This is a genomic window from Pseudomonas sp. YH-1 (assembly GCF_051990045.1).
Taxonomy (GTDB): Bacteria; Pseudomonadota; Gammaproteobacteria; order Pseudomonadales; family Pseudomonadaceae; genus Pseudomonas; species Pseudomonas nicosulfuronedens.
On sequence record NZ_CP178184.1, the window covers coordinates 4,098,040 to 4,119,392 of the forward strand.

Below are 21,353 nucleotides of genomic sequence, written 5' to 3' on the forward strand. Positions count from 1 at the left end.
TGGCGCTCAGGCTCAGTGGCCTTCGCTGGCGTTGAACATGGACTTGGCGTAGATCAGGCCCAAGCCATAGGCGCCGCCGTTCTCGATGGCGGTCTTGACGGTCTGGTTGTAGGTTTCGCCGCGAGCCCAGTCACGCTGCAGCTCCAGCAGGTATTGCACGGAGGTCATGGGGCGGGCGCCCAGTTGGATCATTCGTTGCATCGCCATCTCGTGGGCCTCGGTGGAGACATCGCCGCAGGCGTCGGCGATCACGTAGACCTCGAAGCCCTGGTCAATGGCCGACAGGGCTGGGCCGACGATGCACACGGAGGTCCAGAGGCCGGCGAGGACGATCTTCTGCTTGCCGAACTTGTTCACTTCCACGGCGATGCGCGGGTCTTCCCAGGTGTTCATGCTGGTGCGGTCGATGACGTTGTGGTCGGGGAAGACCGACTTGATCTCGTCGAACATCGGGCCGGAGAAGCTCTTCTCGGCAACGGTGGTGAGGATGGTGGAAACGCCGAATTCCTTGGCCGCCTTGGACACCAGGGCTGCGTTGTTGCGCAGGGTCACTGCGTCGATGGACTTGGTGGCGAAAGCCATCTGCGACTGGTGGTCGATCATGATCAGGGTGTGGTCGGTGGGGTTGAGCAGGGTCTTGCCGGGAACGGCTTTGGCGATGGCGGTCATGTGAATCGTCCTTTTGGATGACGGGGTTGAATGGGGTTGAAGTGGTCGTTGGGTCCGGTCCGTTGTGGTCGGTGCCGAACCGTGGATGCATCTTTGCCGATTGGCGAAAGGCGCGGAACAGACAGCCTTGCAGGGGCACTTTGCAGTTCTGCAAGGCCTGCCCGCAGGCTGCATTTGGCGAACTATGGTGCCGCCGCCCCGGCATTTATTGGACCTGTGTGCTCAGCCCGGCTGGCGCAGAATGATGCAAATGTGCGATTCGCCGACGCGGTGAATGGGTACAGTGGTTTTTTCCTGATACCGGGGCACGCGAGACCGCCAAGCCCCGTTTGCGTGCGAGTAGAAGAATGAAAACAGTGGCCATGGTGCTGTACGACGATGTGCTGGCGCTGGATGTGACCGGACCGATGGAGGTGTTCTCCATGGCCAATCGCTACTTGCCGCCGGAGCGGCATTACCGTCTGCTGACAGTGGCGGCGAAGGCCGAAGGTGTGCGTGCCTCCAGTGGCTTGAAGATGAGCGCCGACCTGCCGCTGGAAGCGCTGCTCGCCGGTGTGGACCTGCTGCTGGTACCCGGCGGACCCGGTGCCTACAACGGCGACAACCAGATGCTCAACGCCTGGCTGCCGACAGCGGCGCGCGCCGCGAAACGCTATGGTGCAGTGTGCACCGGCGCCTTCCTGCTCGGCGCCGCCGGGTTGCTCGACGGCTACCGCTGCACCACCCACTGGAACTACCTGGAACGGCTGGCACAGCTCTACCCGCGCGCTCAGGTACAGGCCGAGCGCATCTACGTCATCGACCGCAACCTGATCACCTCCGGAGGGGTCACCGCTGGCATCGACATGGCGCTGGCAGTAGTCGCCGAGGACCATGGCAAGGAGATCGCCCTGGAGGTCGCCAAGGTGCTGTTGGTGGTGCTCAAGCGCCAGGGTGGTCAGACCCCGTTCGGCCCGCTATTGGTCTCGGTGGTGCGCGACGGCTCAGTGATCGCCCGCGCCCAGGCCTACGTGGTGGACCACATCGACGAGCCGCTGACGGTGAACCGCCTGGCCGAGCGGGTGGCCATGAGCCCGCGAAATTTTGCCCGCGCCTTCCAGCGCGAGACCAGCATGACGCCCATGCAGTACGTGCAGAGCGCGCGCATCGACCACGCGCGCAAGCTGCTGGAGAGCAGCGACCTGCCGCTCAAGCAGGTAGCTTGTCGCAGCGGCTTTGGCAGCCCTCGGCACATGCGCACGGTGTTCGGCGAGCGCATCGGCATGACACCGAGCCAGTATCGCGAGCAATTCGGCTTCGCCTGATGGCAGTGCGCCGCAATTTTCGCGGGTTGACCGTCTGGCGCACCCAAGTTGGCCGAATCCTTCCCCCCGCGGGAATTGCGCTGTCACACGGGGGCGGGAGAATACCCTGACCAATCATCAGGGGCGCGTCACCTCGGTACTGGCCAGATCGCCTGGAGGACCCGTTGTAGAGCGATCCGTCAGATCCGCAGACGTGAGCAGGACATGAGCGCAAGCACGGAAAACCGCACCGAGACCATCCTGCAGTTCGGTCGCTTCCAGTTTCACCCCTACAAGCGCCAGCTGTTGCAGGGCGATCGCCCGGTGCGTATCGGCAGCCGGGCGCTGGACATTCTCCAGGTGCTGATCCGCCAGCCCGGCGAGATCATCGGCAAGGATGTGATCATCGGGGAGGTCTGGGGCGACACCGTGGTCGAGGAGATCAACCTGCGTGTGCACATCGCGGCCCTGCGTCGTGCCCTCGGCGAAGGCCGCACGGGTGAGCGCTACATCGCCAATGTGCCGTTGCGCGGCTATGGCTTCGTCGGTGTGGTGGAGAGCGTGGTCGCTCCGGCGCGGGCGGTGACACGGCCTTGCGAGGTGCGCGCCAGCAACCTGCCGGTGCTGCTGATGGGCCTGGTCGGCCGCCAGGCGCTGCTTGAGCGGGTGGTGAAGCAGATGCCCGCCACGCGCCTGATGACCCTGGTCGGCCCCGGTGGCATGGGCAAGACGTCCCTGGCGATCCACGCCGCCGAGCAACTCGGCAAGCATTTCAACCAGGTGCGCTTCCTCGACCTGTCCGCAGATCCCGACGGTGTCTCCCTCAGCCAGAGCCTCGCCATTCTCCTGCGCGAGCCGGCCCCTGAAGCGACCCTGCTGTTGCTGGATAACTGCGAACACCTCGCCGAGCGCTGCGCCGAGGCGGTGGAGCACCTGTTGCGCCTGCACCCAGCACTGAGCATCCTGGCCACCAGTCGTGAGCCGCTGCGCGCGGAGGGCGAGCGCGTGGTACGCCTGCCGCCGCTGGAGGTACCTGTGCAGGACGATGCGCCGCTCGCGCTGGCCATGTGCAGTTCGGCAGTGCAACTGTTCGTGATGCGCGCGCGGGAGGTCTGCGACCGCTTTGAACTCAAATCCGGGCAAGTGCGCGCGATCATCGACATCTGCCGGCGGCTGGACGGCATTCCCCTGGCCATCGAGATGGCCGCGCGGCAGGTGGGAATCCTTGGCCTCGCCGGGCTGCCGGCACTGCTGGACACACCGATGCAACTGTTGATGCCCGGCCGCCGCACCGCCCCGGCGCGCCAGCAGAACCTGCGTGCGACCTACGACTGGAGCTACGGCCTGCTCGACGCTGCAGAGCAGCGCTGCCTGCGCCTGCTCGCGCAACTGGGCGAGGATTTCACCCTGGACGCGGCGGTTGCTTCCCTCGATGGCGACCAACTGTGCCGCGACTGCGCGTTTGCAGCCGTGCGCCAACTGGCGGACAAGTCCTTGCTATGGGTGGAGCAGGGTGAATGCGAGGTGCGCTACCGGGTGCCGAACACGGCGCGGGCTTACATGCGGCAGGTCGAGGTCGCCAGCGCTGCGGCCTGAGCCGCTCCTGAAAAAGCCCGACCTCCCGTTCTTCACGTCGCGCCCCCCGATGCTTTTCGTAGGACCGAGGGGGACGCCTAGTCCTTGCTCGCGAACCGCCCAGCGCTGGAGCGGCCAGGAAGAGCGTTCGCGAGCAAGCTCGCTCCTGCAGGTCGCCCATCACCACCGTAGGGCGGATAGCCCGTTCCGGGTTCCCGCCCTACGAATGCAAAAGCCTCAACCCAGCACATGCGTCCAATCGGACGGCCGTCGCCGACGCCATAGTAAGCGGACCTCAACCATGAGTCCGGGACACCCATGAGCGCCGAAACCATCGATCTGAACAGCGTGGTGACGCTGGTGGTGCACCACAAGGTGCGTTGTGAAGCCCTGCCCAGCTACGAGGCCTGGCTGCGCCGCACTGTCGCCGCCGCCCGCCGGCAGCCGGGGCACCTGGGTGTGAACGTGATCCGTCCAGACGGCGAGGGCGCGATGTTCACCACCGTGGTGCGCTTCGCCCGCGCCGGCCAGCTGCAGGCCTGGATCGACTCCCGCGAGCGCGCCGAGCTGGTCGCCGAAGTCCTGCCGCTGCTGGAAGAGGGCGATCACCCACTGATCCACAACGACGCCGAATTCTGGTTCACCCCCGAGCACGGCAACGTGCGCCAGCCGCCGAAATGGAAGCAGGCCCTGCTCACCTACCTGGTGATCAGCCCGCTGACCATGGTCATCCCGCCGCTCTGGGGGCCTGCGTTCGAGCGCTTCCCGGTGCTGGCCGGCGTGGTGCCGAGCAACCTGCTGGTGACCCTGTGCATCGTTCTCCCGGTGGTCTACCTGATCATGCCGTGGGTGACCCGTCGCTGTGCCGGCTGGCTGAATGCCAACTGAGCTTTCCCTCCCCAGGCGCCCGCGTGGCGCCCGTATCCCATCGTCCTGCATGGCAGGCAGAGGAGTTTCCATGAGCACTTTCGTTACCCGCGACGGCACCGAGATCTATTACAAGGACTGGGGCAGCGGCAAACCTGTGCTGTTCAGCCACGGTTGGCCGCTGGACGGCGACATGTGGGAATACCAGATGCAGTACCTGAGCAGCCGCGGCTACCGCACCATCGCTTTCGACCGTCGCGGTTTCGGTCGCTCCAGCCAGCCGTGGAACGGCTACGACTACGACACTTTCGCCGATGACATCGCCGGCCTGATCGAGCACCTGGACCTGCGTGACGTGACGCTGGTGGGCTTCTCCATGGGCGGCGGCGACGTCAGCCGCTACATCGGCCGTCATGGCACCTCCCGCGTCGCCGGCCTGGTCCTGCTGGGCGCCGTAACGCCGATCTTCGGCCAGTCCGCCGACTTCCCCCAGGGCGTCGAGAAGGGCGTGTTCGACGGCATCAAGGCCGGCCTGCTGCAGGATCGCGCCCAGTTCATCGCCGACTTCGCGGCGCCGTTCTACGGCACCAACCATGGCCAGAAAGTCTCCGACGGCGTGCTCACCCAGACCCTCAATATCGCTCTGCTGGCGTCGCTCAAAGGCACGCTGGACTGCGTCAGCGCCTTCTCCGAGACCGACTTCCGCGCCGACCTGGCCAAGGTCGACGTGCCGACCCTGGTCATCCACGGCGACGACGACCAGATCGTGCCGTTCGAGACCACCGGCAAGCTGGCCGCCCAGCAGATCGCGGGCGCTGAACTCAAGGTCTACGCCGGCGCACCCCATGGCTTTGCCGTGACCCACGCGCAACAACTCAACGAAGACCTGCTGGCCTTCCTGCAACACTGAGGTACCCGAATATGAGCAACGCAGACCTGATCCTGTTCAACGGCAAGCTGCACACCGTCGACCCGGAGCGCCCGCACGCCACGGCCGTGGCCATCGCCGACGGCAAGTTCCTGGTGGTTGGCACCGACGCCCAGGCGATGGCCTACCGCGACGAGTCGACGAAACTGGTCGACCTCAACCGCCGCACCGTCATCCCCGGCCTCAACGACTCGCACCTGCACCTGATCCGCGGTGGCCTGAACTACAACCTCGAACTGCGCTGGGAGGGCGTACCGTCGCTTTCCGACGCGCTGGAGATGCTGCGCCTGCAGGCCCAGCGCACGCCGTCGCCGCAGTGGGTGCGCGTAGTGGGTGGCTGGAACGAATTCCAGTTCGCCGAGCGCCGCCTGCCGACCATCGAGGAATTGAACAAGGCGGCGCCGGATACCCCGGTGTTCGTCCTGCACCTGTATGACCGCGCACTGCTCAACCGCGCCGCGTTGCGCGTCGTTGGCTACACCAAGGACACCCCGAACCCGCCCGGCGGCGAGATCGTCCGTGACAGCAACGGCGAGCCCACCGGCATGCTGATCGCCCGTCCCAACGCGATGATCCTTTACGCGACCCTGGCCAAGGGGCCGAAGCTGCCGCTGGAGTACCAGGTCAACTCGACCCGCCAGTTCATGCGTGAGCTGAACCGCCTCGGCCTGACCAGCGTGATCGACGCCGGTGGCGGCTTCCAGAACTACCCGGACGACTACCAGGTGATCCAGCAACTGGCCGACGCCGACCAGCTCACCGTGCGCATCGCGTACAACCTGTTCACCCAGAAGCCCAAGGAAGAACTGGCGGACTTCAAGAACTGGACCAGCAGCGTGACCTACGGCCAGGGTACCGACTTCCTGCGCCACAACGGCGCGGGCGAGATGCTGGTGTTCTCGGCGGCGGACTTCGAGGACTTCCTCGAACCGCGTCCGGACCTGCCCGGCACCATGGAAGCCGAGCTGGAGCCGGTGGTGCGCCACCTGGTCGAACAGCGTTGGCCGTTCCGCCTGCACGCGACCTATGACGAGTCCATCTCGCGCATGCTCGACGTGTTCGAGAAGGTCAACCGCGACATTCCATTCAACGGCCTGCCGTGGTTCTTCGACCACGCCGAAACCATCACGCCGAAGAACATCGAGCGGGTGAGGGCGCTGGGCGGCGGTATCGCCATCCAGGACCGCATGGCCTTCCAGGGCGAGTACTTCGTCGATCGCTACGGCAAACAGGCCGCCGAGGCGACGCCGCCGATCAAGCGCATGCTGGCCGAAGGCGTGCCGGTGGGCGCAGGTACCGACGCCACCCGCGTGTCCAGCTACAACCCCTGGACCTCGCTGTACTGGATGGTCAGTGGCAAGACCGTGGGCGGCCTGAGCCTCTACCCGGAAGGGCTGAGCCGTGAAGTGGCGATCCAGCTCTTCACCCACGGCAGCGCCTGGTTCTCCAGCGAGCAGGGCAAGAAGGGCATGCTCAAGGCCGGCCAGCTGGCGGACCTGGCGGTGCTCTCGGAGGACTTCTTCAGCGTCGAGGAAGAGGCGATCAAGAGCATCGAGTCGGTACTCACCGTGGTGGGCGGCAAGATCGTTCACGGTGACCGCGAGTTCGACAAGCTGGCCCCGCCGAGCATCCCGGTGGTGCCGGAGTGGTCACCGGTGGCCATGGTCCCCGGCCACTGGCGGCCGCAGGCTCCGCTGCAGCAGGCCGTGCACCAGTGCATCGGCTCCTGCGGTGTGCATGGCCACAGCCATGAGCGCGCACGCACGAAGGACGTGCCGGTGAGCGACTTCGCCGGGTTCTGGGGCGCCTTCGGCTGTTCCTGCTTCGCGTTCTGATGGAGTAACGGTGCGGTCCGCAAGGGCCGTATGCCGATCGCGGGGCATGGCCGGCTCCTGCAAGGCCACGAGCGCTTCAGCCCAACCTGCAGGAGCGGGCCACGCCCGCCAACCGCCCAGCGCCGGCCCCTCTGGCGCATCCCCTCTGTAACAAGGCTTTTCGCCATCCCCATCGATAGCCTTTTACCGTCCAAGCCAATCGAAAACTGCAATAGCAGCCTCGCCCAGTTGATCTATCTTCTGATGGGTTGTGCGAATACAAGGCGCCAACGATAGGCGCCCCCAAGGAGCCTGCAATGAGTGAAGAAAAGAAAGGTAGCTGCCCGTTCCACCAGACCGCTGGTGGTGGTACTTCCAACCGTGACTGGTGGCCGAACCAGCTGAGGCTGGACCTGCTGCACCAGCATTCTTCCAAGTCCAACCCCATGGGTGAGGACTTCAACTACGCCGAGGCCTTCAAGACCCTCGACCTGGAAGCGGTCAAGGCCGACCTGCGCGCCGTGATGACCGACTCCCAGGACTGGTGGCCGGCCGACTTCGGCCACTATGGTCCGCTGTTCATCCGCATGGCCTGGCACGCCGCCGGCACCTACCGCATCGGCGATGGCCGTGGCGGCGCCGGCCGTGGCCAGCAACGTTTCGCCCCGCTCAACAGCTGGCCGGACAACGTCAGCCTGGACAAGGCGCGCCGGCTGATCTGGCCGATCAAGCAGAAGTACGGCGCCAAGCTGTCCTGGGCCGACCTGATCGTCCTTACCGGCAACGTCGCCCTGGAATCCATGGGCTTCAAGACTTTCGGCTTTGCCGGCGGCCGCGAGGATGTCTGGGAACCGGACATGGACGTGTACTGGGGCGAGGAGACCACCTGGCTGGGCGGCGACAAGCGCTACACCGGTGAGCGAGACCTGGAAAACCCTCTGGCCGCCGTGCAGATGGGTCTGATCTACGTGAATCCCGAGGGCCCCAACGGCAACCCCGATCCGGTAGCCGCTGCCCGCGACATCCGCGAGACCTTCGCCCGCATGGCCATGGACGACGAGGAAACCGTCGCCCTGATCGCCGGTGGCCACACCTTCGGCAAGACCCACGGCGCAGGCCCTGCGGACAACGTCGGCGTCGACCCGGAAGCCGGCGGCCTGGAAAGCCAGGGCCTGGGCTGGGTCAGCAAGTTCGGCACGGGCTCGGGCGGCGACGCCATCACCAGTGGCCTGGAAGTCACCTGGACGTCCACGCCGACGCGCTGGAGCAACAACTTCTTCTGGAACCTGTTCGGCTACGAGTGGGAACTGACCAAGAGCCCGGCCGGCGCCCACCAGTGGCAACCGAAGAATGGCGCGGGTGCTGGCAGCATTCCCGATGCCCATGACAAATCCAAGCGCCGCGCGCCGTCGATGCTGACCACCGACATCTCGCTGCGCGTCGACCCGGCCTACGAGAAGATTTCCCGTCGTTTCTACGAAGATCCCGAAGCGTTCGCCGACGCTTTTGCCCGTGCCTGGTTCAAGCTGACCCACCGCGACATGGGCCCGCTGGCTCGCTACCTGGGCCCGGAAGTGCCGAAGGAAGAGCTGATCTGGCAAGACCCGATTCCGGCGGTCAACCACCCGCTGGTGGATGATGCCGACATTGCTGCGCTCAAGGCCAAGGTGCTGGCTTCGGGCCTGTCGGTCGGCGAGCTGGTGTCCACTGCCTGGGCTTCGGCCTCGACCTTCCGTGGCTCCGACAAGCGCGGCGGCGCCAACGGCGCGCGCATCCGCCTGGCGCCGCAGAAGGACTGGCCGGTGAACCAGCCCGAACAGCTGGCCAAGGTGCTCGGCGTGCTGGGTGAAATCCAGTCTGAGTTCAACGCTTCCGCTGCTGGCGGCAAGAAGATCTCTCTGGCCGACCTGATCGTCCTGGCCGGCGATGCCGGCGTGGAAGAGGCCGCGCGCAAGGGTGGCCACAAGGTCAGCGTGCCGTTCGCGCCGGGCCGCATGGACGCCAGCCAGGAGCAGACCGACGTGTACTCGGTGGGCATGCTGGAACCGGTGGCCGATGGCTTCCGCAACTTCCAGAAGTCGAAGTTCTCGGTGCCGGCCGAAGCGTTGCTGATCGACAAGGCGCAGTTGCTGACCCTGACCGCGCCGGAAGTCACCGCGCTGATCGGCGGCCTGCGTGTGCTCGGCGCCAACACCGGTGGCTCGCAGAACGGCGTGTTCACCGCGCGCCCCGGTACACTCAGCAACGACTTCTTCGTGAACCTGCTGGACATGGGGACGGTGTGGAAGCCGACCTCGGACGCCAACGACCAGTTCGAGGGCCGCGACCGCAAGACCGGCGAAGCCAGGTGGACCGGCAGCCGCATCGACCTGCTACTGGGATCAAACTCCCAGCTGCGGGCGTTGTCGGAGGTCTATGGTTGCTCGGACGGCGAACGCAAGTTCGTCCATGACTTCGTCAAGGCCTGGACCAAGGTGATGAACCTCGACCGCTTCGACCTGCCGCGCTGATCGGGCAGGGAAGAGCAAAGGCCCGCGAACGAGCGATCGTTCGCGGGCCTTGTCGTTCCAGCCGTCGCAGGATGTTCACAGGCCGCCGGCAGACTGGGCCGCTCAATCGGGAAAGGGGGGCTTTCGCCTATGCGCCGTTGTCTCGCTGCTGTACTGGGCACCTTCGTACTGGCTGTCGCCAGTGTCACCGCCAGCGCCGAGGAATCGCCCGGCCGCACGCTGAGCGAGGCTGCCGGCGTTCCCTGGCCGACGGTAATCGCTCACCGGGGGGCTTCCCACGACGCCCCGGAAGAAACCGCGCCGGCCTACCTCGCGGCCCGCGACCTGGGGGCGGATTACCTGGAAGCGGACCTGCAGCGCACCAAGGACGGCGTGCTGGTAGCGGTGCACGATGACACCCTGGAGCGCACCACCGACGTCGCCAAGGTCTTCCCGGGTCGCGAAAAGGCGCCGGTGAGTCAGTTCACCCTGGCCGAGCTCAAGCGCCTGGACGCCGGCAGCTGGTTCAACGCCGCCTATCCCGAGCGCGCGCGTTCCAAGTACGTGGGTGTACGCATCCTGACCCTCGATGAGCTGATCGACATCGCCGAAGGCGGTGGCGAAACCCCCGGCCTTTACCTGGAAACCAAGGCGCCGGGGCAGTTCCCCGGTATCGAGGAAGACCTGCGCAAGGCGCTGGAAAACCGCGGTTGGCTCAACGCCGATGGCGAACCCCAGGGCAAGATCGTGTTGCAGACCTTCGAGAAGAGCAGCCTGGAGCTGCTGCAGAAGAGCATGCCGAAGGTGCCGAAGATCCTGTTGTTGTGGGTGGGCGATGGCTACCTGGCGGCGAAGAGCCCGACGACCTTCGCCCAGTCCGGCGAGAAGATCAAAGCAGACTTCTATGCCCGCCAGGAAGTGAAATCCAGGGAAGAACTCTTCGCCTGGCTGGATTGGGCCAAGGCCAATGGCGCCCAGGGTGTCGGCCCTTCGGTGACCCTGACCGCCCGTGGCGACCAGAGCTACATGGACCTGGTGCAGCCTTGGATGAACCAGGCTGCCCATGAGCGTGGTCTGTTCGTGCATGCCTACACGGTCGATGACGCGGTGGACTTCGACCAGTTGAGCAAAGCCGGCGTGGACGGCTTCTTCACCAATCGCACCGACCAGTTGCTGCGCTTCCTTGGCCGCCCGCCGAGCCAGGGGGTGGGCGAGGTGCTGAAATCCGTTGGCTACTGAAGGAAGAGGGCGGCGTGGCTCGATCTGTAGGATGGGTGGAGCGCAGCGATACCCATGCTGCCGGCACGTGGGCCTGATGGGTATCGCTGCGCTCCACGCCATCCTAGGAAAAGCGAATGGGGGCAGCGCTGGCGCGTTGTTGCCCTACGCCTCCCAACCTGTCCAGCGAGAGCTCTACGCCAGCGGCAGGGACAGGTGCAGGCTCACGGTCGTCCCCTGGCCGGGAGGGCTTGCGAGTACCAGCTCGCCCTTGAGCAGCCCCACCAGTCGTTTGGCGACGATCAGGCCGACTGGCGCGTCCTGCAGCATCTGTCGTGCAGCGTCGGCGGCCAGTTCTTCCAGCGAGTAGACTGCCAGCGGGTCTTCCGGGGTACTGGCGATGGGGGCTGCGTTGAGACGGACGGACAGGTGCTCGTGCTCGACCTGCCCATGCAGGCCGATGCGCAGGATGCCGGCGGTGGTTTCGCGGATCAGGTAGGCCAGCAGGTAGTCGAGGATCTTGCGCAGCAGCAAGGGATCGCCCAGTACCGCTTGATCCAGCGGTGGTGCCACTCCGACCTCAAGCTTCAACCCCTTGACGCTGGCCGGCGCAGCGGCGCTGGCCAGTGCGGCGTGCAACAGTTCTTCCAGGCTCAATGGCAGGCTCTGCATCTGCTCCTCGCCACTTTCCAGGCGGGCGATCTGGCGCAGGTCGGCGGTCAGCCTGAGCAGGTCGCGGCTGGTGCCGTCGATCCACTCCAGCGCCTGGCGGTCGGCCGGCTCCAGGCTGGCGCGCTGCAGGACCATCTCCAGCAGGCCGTGCATCGCCCCTAGCGGCAGGCTGAACTCGTTGCTCGCCCGCACCAGGAAGTTGAGTTTCTGCCGGTTGCTCAGCTCGGCCTGCTGCTTGTCCGCCTCGATGGCGCGCAGGCGGTCCTGGCGGCCGGTGATGTCGGCGCTGCCGCAGATCATTCCGAGCAGCCGCCCCTGGGCGTCGCGGTAGGGCTTGCCCCAGTGGTGCAACACACGGCGCTGGCCGTGGATGCGCAGCTCGATGTCGCGGGCGAAGGCCTGTTCGGCGGCCACGGCCTGTAGGAAGTACTGGTGCAGCAGTTCGGCCTGGGCCGGCGCGTACCAATCCACGTCCATGGCTCGGGTGCCCAGCACCTCGGCCAGGTCGACGTCGTAGAGGCGCAGGAAGGCGAGGTTGGCATGCACCAGGCGGCCACCGGTATCGCGTACGTAGAGCGCATCGGGCAGGCTGTCGACCAGGCTGCGCAGCATCACCAGTTCGTCACTGGCCGGCGCCGGCTGCTCGGGTTCGGCCTGGGGGGCGGCCACCAGCGCGTTGCGCCGGGCGAAGTCGATCAGTTCCGCCAGGCTGTGCAGGTTGAGCTTGTGCTGCAGGCGCGTGCGGTAGGTGCTGACGGTCTTCTCGCTGATGGTCAGCTCATGGGCGATCTGGTGGTTGTTGCGCCCGCTGGCGAGGAAATACAGCACGGAAAGTTCGCGGTTGGACAGGCTGGCCACCCGCTCGCGCTCACCGCTGCGCACCTGGGGCAGATTGACGTTGCCCAGCAGACGCATGGGAAAGTAGCTGCGGCCGCGCAGCAGCATGGCCACGGCCAGGCTCAGCTCACGCAAGTCGTCGTGCTTGCTGACGAAGCCCGAGGCACCGCCCTGCAGGAAGCGTCCGACGATGTGCTCCGAGTCCTGGGCGCTGAACGCGAGCACCGGCAAGTCGACGCCGTGGGCCTTGAGCCGCGCCATCACATCCAGGCCGTTGAGACGGGACAGGTCGATGTCGAGGATCAACAGGTCCGCGGGGCGTTCCAGGCTCAGGCGCAGGGCGTCCAGACCGTCCTCGGCCTCGCCGGCGATGGCGTGGCCTTCGCTCTCCAGCAGCACGCGGACGGCATGGCGGGTGACCGGATGTCCGTCGGCGATCAGCACCTGGCCCATGGCATTTTTCCTTGTCGAAGTCTCGTTCAACGCTAGAGCATTTCCGCCCGCCCTGCAGAATTTGAGTAGGAAGTTTCCTACGCAACGGTAAATGCTTTCCCATCTTCGGAGCTCATCGCTCCGAGAAGAATCGCCCCCAGAGACCGGCTCACGCGCCGGCCAGACATGGATTCTGGAGGGCTACCAGATGAACACCCGCAACCTTTCGCCGACGAGCCGACACGCGCCGCCGTTTCTTCCCACGTTGCTGGCAGCGGTGATCACTTCGCTGGCGGCGCTGCCGTCGCTGGCTGAGGATTTCGATACCCCGCAGTCGTTTTCCCCCTGGGAGAACAACACCAGCGAATTGCACGACGCCCACTTCGACGTGAATGCCGGCCAGGCCGCCATTACCGTCAACGACATGGAATTCAGCATGGACGGTGGCTGGGTGCACAACACCGGCAGCGGCGGCGGTCTGCTGTTCAACCTGTGGAGTGGCAAGCAGGACGAGGTCGACCACGTGGAAGTCGACAGCGCCGGCAGCTTCGGCCTGCAGGTCAACGGTGGCACGGTGAACATCGTCGACTCCCAGGTCAGTACCCACGGTGACAACGACTACGGCCTGGACGCCCAGAGCGGCGGCCAGGTTGCATTGGTGCGCGGCGTTGTCGCTACCGACGGCGACAACGCCGCCGCGGTGCACGCCCACAACAACGGTGCGGCCCAGGTCACCGGCAGTGCGCTGAGTACCGTGGGCGACCATAGCGCCGGCGTACTACTGGACAACAACGGCACCCTGACGCTGGGGGATTCCCAGGTTTCCACCTCCGGTGATGACAGCACCGCCATCCAGGCCAACAACGGTGCTTCGCTGCAGGTCAGCGGCGCGACCCTGGAAACTGCCGGGCAGGGCAGCCATGGCGTGCACATCTCCAGCAACAGCGCCGAGAACTCCCTGAAGGACTCAAGCGTCACCACCCACGGTGCTGCCAGCATCGGGGTGATGGTCAACAACGCCAGCGGTTCGGCGCAGGTGCAGAACAGCCAGATCGTCACCGAAGGCGAGGGCAGCCATGGCCTCTACACCCGGCAGGGCACCCGTATCGACTTGTCCGAGGGTAGCCAGGTGACCACCCGCGGCGTCAACGCCGATGGCGCCTGGACGGCCGAAGGCGGCAGCATCGGCATCACCGACAGCAGCCTGAGCAGCAGCGGCGCCGGCTCGGCGGCGGTACATGCCGCTGCCTCCGGCACCATCAGCGTCGACGGCAGCCAGCTTTCCAGCACCGGCAGCGGCGGCGCGGGCATCCACCTGGACAACGGCGGGACGGTGGCCGCCAGTGCCAGCCAGATCGATTCGAGCAATGGCTCGGCCATTCTCTTCAGCCAGGGCGACCAGCCCGGCAGCCAGGCACAACTGGACCTGAGCGCCAGCCGCGTGACCAGCGATGCCGCCGTGGTGACGGCACAGACCGGCAGCGCCGGCACCTTCAATGCCACGGGCAGCCAGTTGCAGGCCGGCAACGGCGTCGGCTATGCCATCGCCGAGGGCGCCAGTTTGCAGTCCACACTGACCGACTCCAGCCTCGACGTCGGGGATTCCGGCCTGCTGGCCGATGTCGCCGGCAATGGCTCGCTGAAGATGACCAGCGAAGGCAGCGACCTGCATGGCGACACCCGTCTGCAGGACGGCGACCAGGGCCTGCTCGACATGACACTGCACAACGCCCGCTGGCAGCTGAACGCCGACTCCAGCCTGAGCAACCTGGACGTGGACGGCGCTACCGTGGCCTTCGGCGCCAATGGTTACCACACCCTGTCGATGACCGGTGACCTGACCGGCGCCGGCACTTTCGACATGAACACCGATCTTTCCAGCCTGCAGACCGACCTGATCCTGGTGGGCGGCCAGGCTTATGGTGCCCATACCCTGGTGGTCGCCGACAGCGGCAAGGAAGCGGGCGGCGATCAACTGCGCGTCGTTGGCACCCAGGGCAGCCCTGGTGTCTTCAGTCTCTACGGCGAGCATGTGGATGCCGGCGCCTACCGCTACACCCTCGAGCAGCAGGGCAACGACTGGTACCTGGTCGCGTCCGGCAAGAATGTGGTCGACCCGGTCGATCCGACCGATCCGGTAGACCCCGACCAGCCCTCCACGGGGCCCGGTGATGGCGGTGAGCCCGGGACGACCACTCCTGATCCGGGTGATGGAGGCAATGAAAACGGCAACCAGGGCGGCACGGACGGCGGCGATCAGGGCGGCAGCTCGGGCGGGAACCAGGGCGGCACCGACGGTGGCAGCCAGGGAGGCAGCGACGGCGGTGACCAGGGCTCCAACGGGGGCGGCGGCACCAGCCAGCCGGACATCATCTCCAAGGGTTCCAACGTCGCCCTGGGTATGCAGAGCGCCGCGGCCAACCTGTACTACGCCGAGCTCGGCACCCTGGTGCAGCGTCTGGGCGAACTGCGCCTGAGCCAGGACGACGGCGGCGTCTGGATTCGCGGTATCGGCAAGCGTATGCGCATGGGCGAGCACTATGGCCGGGCCTTCGAACAGAACCTCGATGGCGTCGAGATCGGCGCCGACAAGGCCATCCACCTCGACGGCGCTCGCCTGTACCTGGGCGCCATGGTCGGCGCCAGCGAATCGCGCATCCGCTTCACCGAGAACAGCCGCGGACATCTCGACAGCACCAGCGTCGGCGCCTACGCCACCTACCTGCGCGACGATGGCTGGTACCTGGACAACGTCATCAAGTACAGCCACATGGACGGCGACGTGAAGGTTCCGACCAACCTCGGCCAGCCGGTGAAAGGCGACTACAAGGCCGACGCCTACGGCGTCAGTGTCGAGGGCGGAAAACGCATCGACTTGCAGGACCAGTGGTTCGTCGAACCCCAGGTGCAGCTCAGCGCCACCCACTTCGAAGGTCCGCGCTACACCAGCAGCGACGGTCTCAAGGTGCGTGCCAGCGACACCGACTCGCTGCAGGGTCGGCTCGGCGTGCGCGGCGGCAAGGAAATCCAGCTCGACCGGGACATGCGTCTGCAGGCCTACGCCACCGCGTCCTACATCGACGAGTTGGCCGGCAACACCCATGTCCGCGTCAACGGCGAGAAGCTCAACAACGAGCTGCCCGGCTCGCGCGGCGAACTGGGGGCCGGTGCGGCACTGCAGGTCAGCCGCCAGCAGAAGGTCTCGCTGGAAGTGGACTACGCCAAGGGCGACCACCTCGAGCAACCTTGGGCCGTGACCCTCGGCTACCGCTACCTCTGGTAGGCAAAGACCCACGGGGAGGGCACTGACGCCCTCCCGTTCCCCTTCGATATTCCGTGCGGAACCGGTGCTCCGGTACCAGGGAGACGATCATGTACAGGAAACTTGCCGCCGAACTCATCGGCACCTTCTGGCTTGTCCTGGGCGGCTGCGGCAGCGCCGTTCTCGCCGCCAACTTCGGGGAGCATGGCATCGGGCTGCTCGGCGTCGCACTGGCCTTCGGCCTCAGCGTCGTCACCATGGCTTACGCGATCGGCCCGATCTCCGGTTGTCACCTCAACCCGGCGGTGAGCGTTGGCCTGATGGTTGGCGGTCGCTTCCCGGCCGCCGACGTACTGCCCTACATCCTTGCCCAGCTCGTCGGAGGTCTGCTGGCCGGCGGCGCGCTGTACCTGATCGCCAGCGGTGCGGTCGGCTTCGACGCAGCCAGCGGATTCGCCGCCAACGGCTACGGCGATCACTCGCCCGGCGGCTACAGTCTGGGCGCAGTACTGCTCTGCGAAGTGATCATGACCGCCATCTTCCTCTTCGTGATCATGGGCGCCACTGACCGTGACGCTCCGGCGGGCTTCGCGCCACTGGCCATCGGCCTGACCCTGGCGCTGATCCACCTGATCAGCATCCCGGTCAGCAACACCTCGGTGAACCCGGCGCGCAGCCTGGCCGTGGCTTTCTACGCCGCACCCTGGGCACTGGAACAGCTCTGGGCCTTCTGGCTCGCTCCGCTGGTCGGCGGCAGCCTCGGGGCGCTGGTCTATCGCGTGGTCCGTGGCCGTTGATGTCTACACTCGCTGTGGCGCTTGGCGCCACGTCGTCTGCAACCAGGAGATCGTCATGAATGCCCGTCAACTGATTCCCGCCGTTCTTGCCGCCGCACTGCTGCCCTGGACGCTGGCCCAGGCAGCCTCCCTTGGCGATGTTGCCGGTAGCCTCGGCGGCCTTGGCAACCTGTCGTCGGTGTCGTCCGGCAGCAGTGGCAACGTCGCCGGCTTGCTGGAGTACTGCGCCAAGAACAACTACCTCAACGCCGATGCGGCGACCCAGGTGAAGGACAAGCTGCTGGGCAAACTGCCAGGCAATACCACTACCAGCGACAGCGGCTACAAGGACGGCGCCAAGGGCATCCTGACCGGCAGCGACGGCAAGAGCCTCGACCTGTCCGGCAGTGGCATCAAGGAAAAGGTCACCAAGCAGGTGTGCGACAAGGTCCTCAGCCAGGGCAAGTCGCTGCTTTGAGACTGCCAATTGCCGAGGCAAGTCTGTTCGTAGGATGGGTGGAGCGAAGCGATACCCATCGAAAGGTTCCCGGCGAAGCTGATGGGTATCGCTTCGCTCCACGCCATCCTACGGGCTTGATTGCCGTCTACGAAGGGCGATGTTTTTCGTAACGTACATCCCGCTCATCCATGCGCCCGGCCAGTGTCCAGCCCTGCTTGAGGTAGAAGCCATTGGCGCGAATTTCTTCGCCGCCATCGGTCACCAGCCAGATCGTCCCGTGCTCGCGGAACAGCTGCTGTTCCGCCGCCGCCAGCAATAGCTGCCCCAGCCCCCGGCCTTCGCAGTGCGGTCGCACGAACAGCGCGAAGACTTCCCCCGACTCCAGATCCACCATGGCGAAGCCTCCAGCGATGCCGTCCAGCTCGGCGATCCAAGTGCAGGGGCCGGACTCCAGCGCGTCCTTCAGTGCCGCCGGGGTGATGCCCAGTTCGGCCAACTGGCTGCGGCTCAGGTGGTTCTGTTGCACGCTGGTGCGGATGTCGAAAAGGCTGTCGATATCGGCCACGCCGGCCGCGCGAATCCTCGCATTCATGAACGTTCCTTCCTTTGATCGATGAACGGGCGGGCCTCGCGAAAAGGCCCGCCAGGCCCGCGTCAGGACGCGGAGAAAGCCGGGTGGTAGGCGACGCTGCCAGCGGCTGTCGAACCGTCCAGCGACAAGGCCATGAAGTACTCCGGCGGTACACCCGCATAGCGGATCGCAGCGTCCTGGGCGAAGCCGAAACGCCGGTAGTAGCGTGGGTCGCCGAGCACGACGCAGCCGCGCGCGCCCAGCGCCTTCAATTGCTCAAGCCCTGCGTGGATCAGTGCGGCGCCGATGCCTCGGCTATGCAGGTCAGGTCGTACGGAGACCGGGCCGAGGCCGTACCAGTTCAGGTCCGCGCCATCGAGGGTGACCGGCGAGAAGGCGATGTGGCCGACCACCTCGCCGGCGACCGTGGCGACCAGCGACACGCTGAGCGCGCCGGCAGCGCGTAGCGCATCGACGATGGCGCCCTCGGTACCGTCGCTGTGCTCGGCCACGGCGAAGGCCGCTTCGGTCACCTGACGGATGATGGCCGCATCGTTGGGCCGTTCGGGATGGATGTCGTATTGCATGGTGCCATTCCTTGTGAAAACGACCGGGCAGCCGCTGGCGGCCCGGCCGGGGCTGTCAGCGGTTGTCCAGTTGCGGGCGTACGGCGCCCAGTCCGCTGGCGTTGATGCGGTACGGCGAACCGCCGCGCGAGAGGATCAGGCGCTTGTTCTTCAGCTTCCTGAAGACCGCCAGGGTGCAGTCGGCCAGTACGTATCCGTCACGGGTATAGCACTCGACGAAGACGATACGACCGGAGTCGTCGCGCTGGAAGGAAATGTGGCCGCCCTTGGCGAGGACGTGCAGGGTCCGTTGTTCCGATCTGGAAATGTTCATGGTGGAAACCTGATTGCAGTAGGTGCGTAGAAACCGCGGGCACAAGAGGGTGTCCGCCAGTGTTTGTGCGCATCGATAACCGTCCCGCCTGCTGGGCAAGGCGTCTGCGGTTATCGGGCTACTGCTATCTCCAACATGAATTCGGACCTCGATGGATCAGAGAGGATGCCCGTAGGTGGGCGCGGCAATTCTAGGCGCTGGGCGGGAAGGCGATCAACCCGCAGGTTGTTGCCTCGTCTTTCATCTGCTGCTGCCCGATGCGGTAAGCTGCCGGACTTTGCCAGCGTTCCATCCGGAGAACGATCCATGGAAGACCTCAACACCCTCTATTACTTCACCCAGGTGGTGGAGCAGGGTGGTTTCGCCGCGGCCGGCCGTGCGCTGGACATCCCCAAGTCCAAGCTCAGCCGGCGCATCGCCCAACTGGAGGAACGCCTGGGCGTTCGCCTGCTGCACCGCACCAGCCGGCACTGCTCGCTGACGGAAATCGGCCAGGAGTACTACCAGCGCTGCGTGGCGATGCGCATCGAGGCGGAAGGGGCTTCCGAGGTAATCGAGCGCAACCGCGCCGAACCGCGCGGCCTGGTACGCCTGGCCTGCCCGACGACGCTGCTCAACTCCTGGGTCGGGCCGATGCTCACTCGCTACATGCTCAAGTACCCGCTGGTAGAGCTGTTCATCGAGAGCACCAACCGCCGCGTCGATCTGCTCCACGAGGGTTTCGACATTGCCTTGCGGGTGCGCTTCCCGCCGCTGGAAAACACCGACATGGTGATGAAGGTGCTGGCCAACAGTACCCAGTGCCTGGTGGGGAGCCCTGAACTGCTCGAACGCATGGCCGGCGACAGCTCGCCCATGGGGCTGGGGCAATTGCCCAGCCTGCACTGGGGTGGCATGCAGCGCGAGTATCAATGGGAGCTGTTCAACGATGAAGGCGAGCGTCTGCTGATTTCGCACAAGCCACGGATGGTCACCGATGACCTGCTGGCGTTGCGCAATGCCGTGCTGGCTGGCGTCGGTATCGCCCACGTACCCCGTGTGGCGGTACGCGAGGACCTGGCCGCCGGCAATGTGGTGGAATTGCTGCCGGGCTGGTCGCCCAAGTGCGGCATTGTCCATGCGATCTTCCCGTCGCGCCGTGGCCTGCTGCCCTCGGTACGCACGTTGATCGACTTCCTTGCCGAGGAGTTCGGCGAAAGCGACATGGCCTGAAGCCAGTCCCCGGCGCGCAGCGTTGCGTTTCGCGCACCGCTGTTTTGCCGGCCCGACCGATTCTGTGCAAGGGGGCAGCGGCATAGTCTGGCGCCACTGTTTTCCCCTCAAGGAATGGTCATGAACTCCGCTTCGACTTCCCTCCCGGCTGCCCCTGCGCAACCGACCCTTTCCTCTGCCATGGTGGCCTTGCTCGCGTTCTGCTGCGGCGCGGTGGTTGCCAACCTCTACTACGCACAACCTATCGTCGAGCTGATCGCCCCGGCCATTGGCCTGTCTACCGAGCACGCCAGCCTGATTGTTTCGCTGACCCAGTTCGGTTACGCCATAGGCCTGCTGTTCCTCGTGCCGCTGGCGGACTTGCTGGAGAACCGCAAGCTGGTGATCGGCTTCACCCTGACGGTCGCGCTTTGCCTGGCCGGTGCCGGGCTGGCGAGTTCGCCTTCGGTGCTGCTGGCCTGCGCGCTGCTGATCGGTCTGACCTCGGTGGCGGTGCAGATACTCGTTCCGCTGGCCGCGCACCTGGCGCCGGAAGAGGCCCGGGGGCGTGTGGTGGGCAACATCATGGGCGGCCTGTTGCTGGGCATCCTGCTGTCACGGCCGGTGTCCAGCCTGGTGGCGGAAGTCTTCGGCTGGCGCGGGGTGTTCCTCGCCGCAGCGGTGCTGATGCTGGTGATTGCGCTGGTGATGGCGGTGGCACTGCCGCGCCGCGTACCGACCCATAGCGCGACCTACCCGCAGCTGATCGGCTCGGTGTTCTCGCTGGCGCGGCGCTACGCCGTGCTGCGCGAGCGTGCGCTCTACCAGGGTCTGCTGTTCGCTGCATTCAGCGCCTTCTGGACCATTGCGCCCATCGAGCTGATCCGCCACCACGGTTTCAGCCAGACCCAGGTCGCGCTGTTCGCCCTGGTCGGCGCAGTCGGTGCCGTCGCCGCGCCCATTGCCGGGCGTCTGGCGGATGCCGGGCACACCTTCAAGGGCACCCTCGTGGCGCTGCTGCTGGCGCCGCTCGCCCTACTGCTCGGGGCGCTGCCCGGCGCGGGGTTCTTCTGGCTGGTGGTCTGCGCGGTGCTGCTGGACTTCGCCGTGCAGCTGAACATGGTGCTCGGCCAGCGCGAGGTATACGCCCTCGACCCGCATAGCCGGGCGCGCCTGAACGCGGTGTATATGACCAGCATCTTCGTCGGCGGCGCGCTGGGTTCGCTGGTCGCCAGCCCGCTTTACGAGGCCATCAGCTGGACACCGTTCGCCATCGGTGCGGCGGTGATCCCGGCCATTGCCACCTTGCTCTTCCTGCTGCGCGGTGAAGGCCACGCCTGAGAGCACAGGCGTGCAAGGCAACGGCAGAAGTGATTGGGTACACTCTGGGATTTCCCCCTACCGGAGTC

At 66.0% G+C, this 21,353-nt stretch carries 17 protein-coding genes; 12 read left to right on the plus strand and 5 right to left on the minus strand.

The window, feature by feature from the left end:
* Positions 1–12: 12 nt before the first annotated feature.
* Positions 13–669, minus strand: coding sequence for a hydrolase (locus tag ACKI1H_RS18845; RefSeq protein WP_440465912.1), 657 nt, complete (start codon positions 667–669; stop codon positions 13–15).
* Between the two features lie 347 nt (positions 670–1,016).
* Here ACKI1H_RS18845 and ACKI1H_RS18850 point away from each other — a divergent pair, with 347 nt between their 5' ends.
* From ACKI1H_RS18850 to ACKI1H_RS18880, 7 genes are all read left to right on the plus strand, one after another.
* Complete coding sequence (locus ACKI1H_RS18850) at positions 1,017–1,973, plus strand: GlxA family transcriptional regulator (protein ID WP_440465913.1); 957 nt, start codon at positions 1,017–1,019, stop codon at positions 1,971–1,973.
* Between the two features lie 204 nt (positions 1,974–2,177).
* Positions 2,178–3,548 carry an ATP-binding protein gene (locus ACKI1H_RS18855; RefSeq protein ID WP_440465914.1) on the plus strand — a complete coding sequence of 457 codons (1,371 nt, stop codon included), beginning with the start codon at positions 2,178–2,180 and terminating at the stop codon, positions 3,546–3,548.
* A gap of 297 nt (positions 3,549–3,845) precedes the next feature.
* Positions 3,846–4,415 carry an antibiotic biosynthesis monooxygenase gene (locus tag ACKI1H_RS18860; RefSeq protein WP_138525432.1) on the plus strand — a complete coding sequence of 190 codons (570 nt, stop codon included), beginning with the start codon at positions 3,846–3,848 and terminating at the stop codon, positions 4,413–4,415.
* 70 nt (positions 4,416–4,485) lie between these two features.
* Positions 4,486–5,304 carry an alpha/beta fold hydrolase gene (locus tag ACKI1H_RS18865; protein ID WP_440465915.1) on the plus strand — a complete coding sequence of 273 codons (819 nt, stop codon included), beginning with the start codon at positions 4,486–4,488 and terminating at the stop codon, positions 5,302–5,304.
* Between the two features lie 11 nt (positions 5,305–5,315).
* Entirely contained in the window at positions 5,316–7,157 is a 1,842-nt protein-coding gene (locus tag ACKI1H_RS18870) for an amidohydrolase (protein ID WP_440465916.1), read from the plus strand.
* A gap of 296 nt (positions 7,158–7,453) precedes the next feature.
* Positions 7,454–9,646: a catalase/peroxidase HPI gene (gene katG / locus ACKI1H_RS18875; RefSeq protein ID WP_440465917.1), complete on the plus strand. Its 2,193-nt coding sequence runs from the start codon at positions 7,454–7,456 to the stop codon at positions 9,644–9,646.
* Between the two features lie 129 nt (positions 9,647–9,775).
* On the plus strand, positions 9,776–10,864 hold the full coding sequence (locus tag ACKI1H_RS18880) for a glycerophosphodiester phosphodiesterase (RefSeq protein WP_440465918.1): 1,089 nt from the start codon (positions 9,776–9,778) through the stop codon (positions 10,862–10,864).
* A 174-nt stretch (positions 10,865–11,038) separates the two neighbouring features.
* On the opposite strand, the gene ACKI1H_RS18885 is transcribed toward ACKI1H_RS18880, so the two are convergent.
* On the minus strand, positions 11,039–12,805 hold the full coding sequence (locus ACKI1H_RS18885) for a response regulator (RefSeq protein WP_440465919.1): 1,767 nt from the start codon (positions 12,803–12,805) through the stop codon (positions 11,039–11,041).
* 187 nt (positions 12,806–12,992) lie between these two features.
* Here ACKI1H_RS18885 and ACKI1H_RS18890 point away from each other — a divergent pair, with 187 nt between their 5' ends.
* The 3 genes from ACKI1H_RS18890 to ACKI1H_RS18900 all read left to right on the plus strand — a co-directional run bounded on the left by ACKI1H_RS18890 (position 12,993) and on the right by ACKI1H_RS18900 (position 17,300).
* Positions 12,993–16,067 carry an autotransporter family protein gene (locus ACKI1H_RS18890; protein ID WP_440465920.1) on the plus strand — a complete coding sequence of 1,025 codons (3,075 nt, stop codon included), beginning with the start codon at positions 12,993–12,995 and terminating at the stop codon, positions 16,065–16,067.
* 89 nt (positions 16,068–16,156) lie between these two features.
* Positions 16,157–16,843 (plus strand): aquaporin Z, encoded by a 687-nt coding sequence (aqpZ, locus tag ACKI1H_RS18895; protein ID WP_138525439.1) that lies wholly within the window; start codon positions 16,157–16,159, stop codon positions 16,841–16,843.
* Between the two features lie 55 nt (positions 16,844–16,898).
* Positions 16,899–17,300, plus strand: a complete 402-nt coding sequence (locus tag ACKI1H_RS18900; RefSeq protein ID WP_138525440.1) for a DUF2501 domain-containing protein — start codon at positions 16,899–16,901, stop codon at positions 17,298–17,300.
* 127 nt (positions 17,301–17,427) lie between these two features.
* Here the strand turns inward: ACKI1H_RS18900 and ACKI1H_RS18905 are convergent, their stop codons facing one another.
* The 3 genes from ACKI1H_RS18905 to ACKI1H_RS18915 form a co-directional block, all read right to left on the minus strand.
* Positions 17,428–17,874, minus strand: coding sequence for a GNAT family N-acetyltransferase (locus ACKI1H_RS18905; protein ID WP_440465921.1), 447 nt, complete (start codon positions 17,872–17,874; stop codon positions 17,428–17,430).
* Positions 17,875–17,936: 62 nt separating this feature from the next.
* Positions 17,937–18,440 carry a GNAT family N-acetyltransferase gene (locus ACKI1H_RS18910; protein WP_440465922.1) on the minus strand — a complete coding sequence of 168 codons (504 nt, stop codon included), beginning with the start codon at positions 18,438–18,440 and terminating at the stop codon, positions 17,937–17,939.
* 55 nt (positions 18,441–18,495) lie between these two features.
* Positions 18,496–18,753 carry a YjhX family toxin gene (locus ACKI1H_RS18915; protein ID WP_138525443.1) on the minus strand — a complete coding sequence of 86 codons (258 nt, stop codon included), beginning with the start codon at positions 18,751–18,753 and terminating at the stop codon, positions 18,496–18,498.
* Positions 18,754–19,059: 306 nt separating this feature from the next.
* Here ACKI1H_RS18915 and ACKI1H_RS18920 point away from each other — a divergent pair, with 306 nt between their 5' ends.
* Complete coding sequence (locus ACKI1H_RS18920; RefSeq protein ID WP_138525444.1) at positions 19,060–19,965, plus strand: LysR substrate-binding domain-containing protein; 906 nt, start codon at positions 19,060–19,062, stop codon at positions 19,963–19,965.
* 120 nt (positions 19,966–20,085) lie between these two features.
* Complete coding sequence (locus tag ACKI1H_RS18925; RefSeq protein WP_440465923.1) at positions 20,086–21,285, plus strand: MFS transporter; 1,200 nt, start codon at positions 20,086–20,088, stop codon at positions 21,283–21,285.
* Positions 21,286–21,353: the final 68 nt, after the last annotated feature.

Bases quoted from the DNA above. Each gene is read 5' to 3' on its own strand.
- ACKI1H_RS18845 (WP_440465912.1), bottom strand. From the start codon at position 669: ATGACCGCCATCGCCAAAGCCGTTCCCGGCAAGACCCTGCTCAACCCC.
- ACKI1H_RS18850 (WP_440465913.1), top strand. From the start codon at position 1,017: ATGAAAACAGTGGCCATGGTGCTGTACGACGATGTGCTGGCGCTGGAT.
- ACKI1H_RS18855 (WP_440465914.1), top strand. From the start codon at position 2,178: ATGAGCGCAAGCACGGAAAACCGCACCGAGACCATCCTGCAGTTCGGT.
- ACKI1H_RS18860 (WP_138525432.1), top strand. From the start codon at position 3,846: ATGAGCGCCGAAACCATCGATCTGAACAGCGTGGTGACGCTGGTGGTG.
- ACKI1H_RS18865 (WP_440465915.1), top strand. From the start codon at position 4,486: ATGAGCACTTTCGTTACCCGCGACGGCACCGAGATCTATTACAAGGAC.
- ACKI1H_RS18870 (WP_440465916.1), top strand. From the start codon at position 5,316: ATGAGCAACGCAGACCTGATCCTGTTCAACGGCAAGCTGCACACCGTC.
- katG (WP_440465917.1), top strand. From the start codon at position 7,454: ATGAGTGAAGAAAAGAAAGGTAGCTGCCCGTTCCACCAGACCGCTGGT.
- ACKI1H_RS18880 (WP_440465918.1), top strand. From the start codon at position 9,776: ATGCGCCGTTGTCTCGCTGCTGTACTGGGCACCTTCGTACTGGCTGTC.
- ACKI1H_RS18885 (WP_440465919.1), bottom strand. From the start codon at position 12,805: ATGGGCCAGGTGCTGATCGCCGACGGACATCCGGTCACCCGCCATGCC.
- ACKI1H_RS18890 (WP_440465920.1), top strand. From the start codon at position 12,993: ATGAACACCCGCAACCTTTCGCCGACGAGCCGACACGCGCCGCCGTTT.
- aqpZ (WP_138525439.1), top strand. From the start codon at position 16,157: ATGTACAGGAAACTTGCCGCCGAACTCATCGGCACCTTCTGGCTTGTC.
- ACKI1H_RS18900 (WP_138525440.1), top strand. From the start codon at position 16,899: ATGAATGCCCGTCAACTGATTCCCGCCGTTCTTGCCGCCGCACTGCTG.
- ACKI1H_RS18905 (WP_440465921.1), bottom strand. From the start codon at position 17,874: ATGAATGCGAGGATTCGCGCGGCCGGCGTGGCCGATATCGACAGCCTT.
- ACKI1H_RS18910 (WP_440465922.1), bottom strand. From the start codon at position 18,440: ATGCAATACGACATCCATCCCGAACGGCCCAACGATGCGGCCATCATC.
- ACKI1H_RS18915 (WP_138525443.1), bottom strand. From the start codon at position 18,753: ATGAACATTTCCAGATCGGAACAACGGACCCTGCACGTCCTCGCCAAG.
- ACKI1H_RS18920 (WP_138525444.1), top strand. From the start codon at position 19,060: ATGGAAGACCTCAACACCCTCTATTACTTCACCCAGGTGGTGGAGCAG.
- ACKI1H_RS18925 (WP_440465923.1), top strand. From the start codon at position 20,086: ATGAACTCCGCTTCGACTTCCCTCCCGGCTGCCCCTGCGCAACCGACC.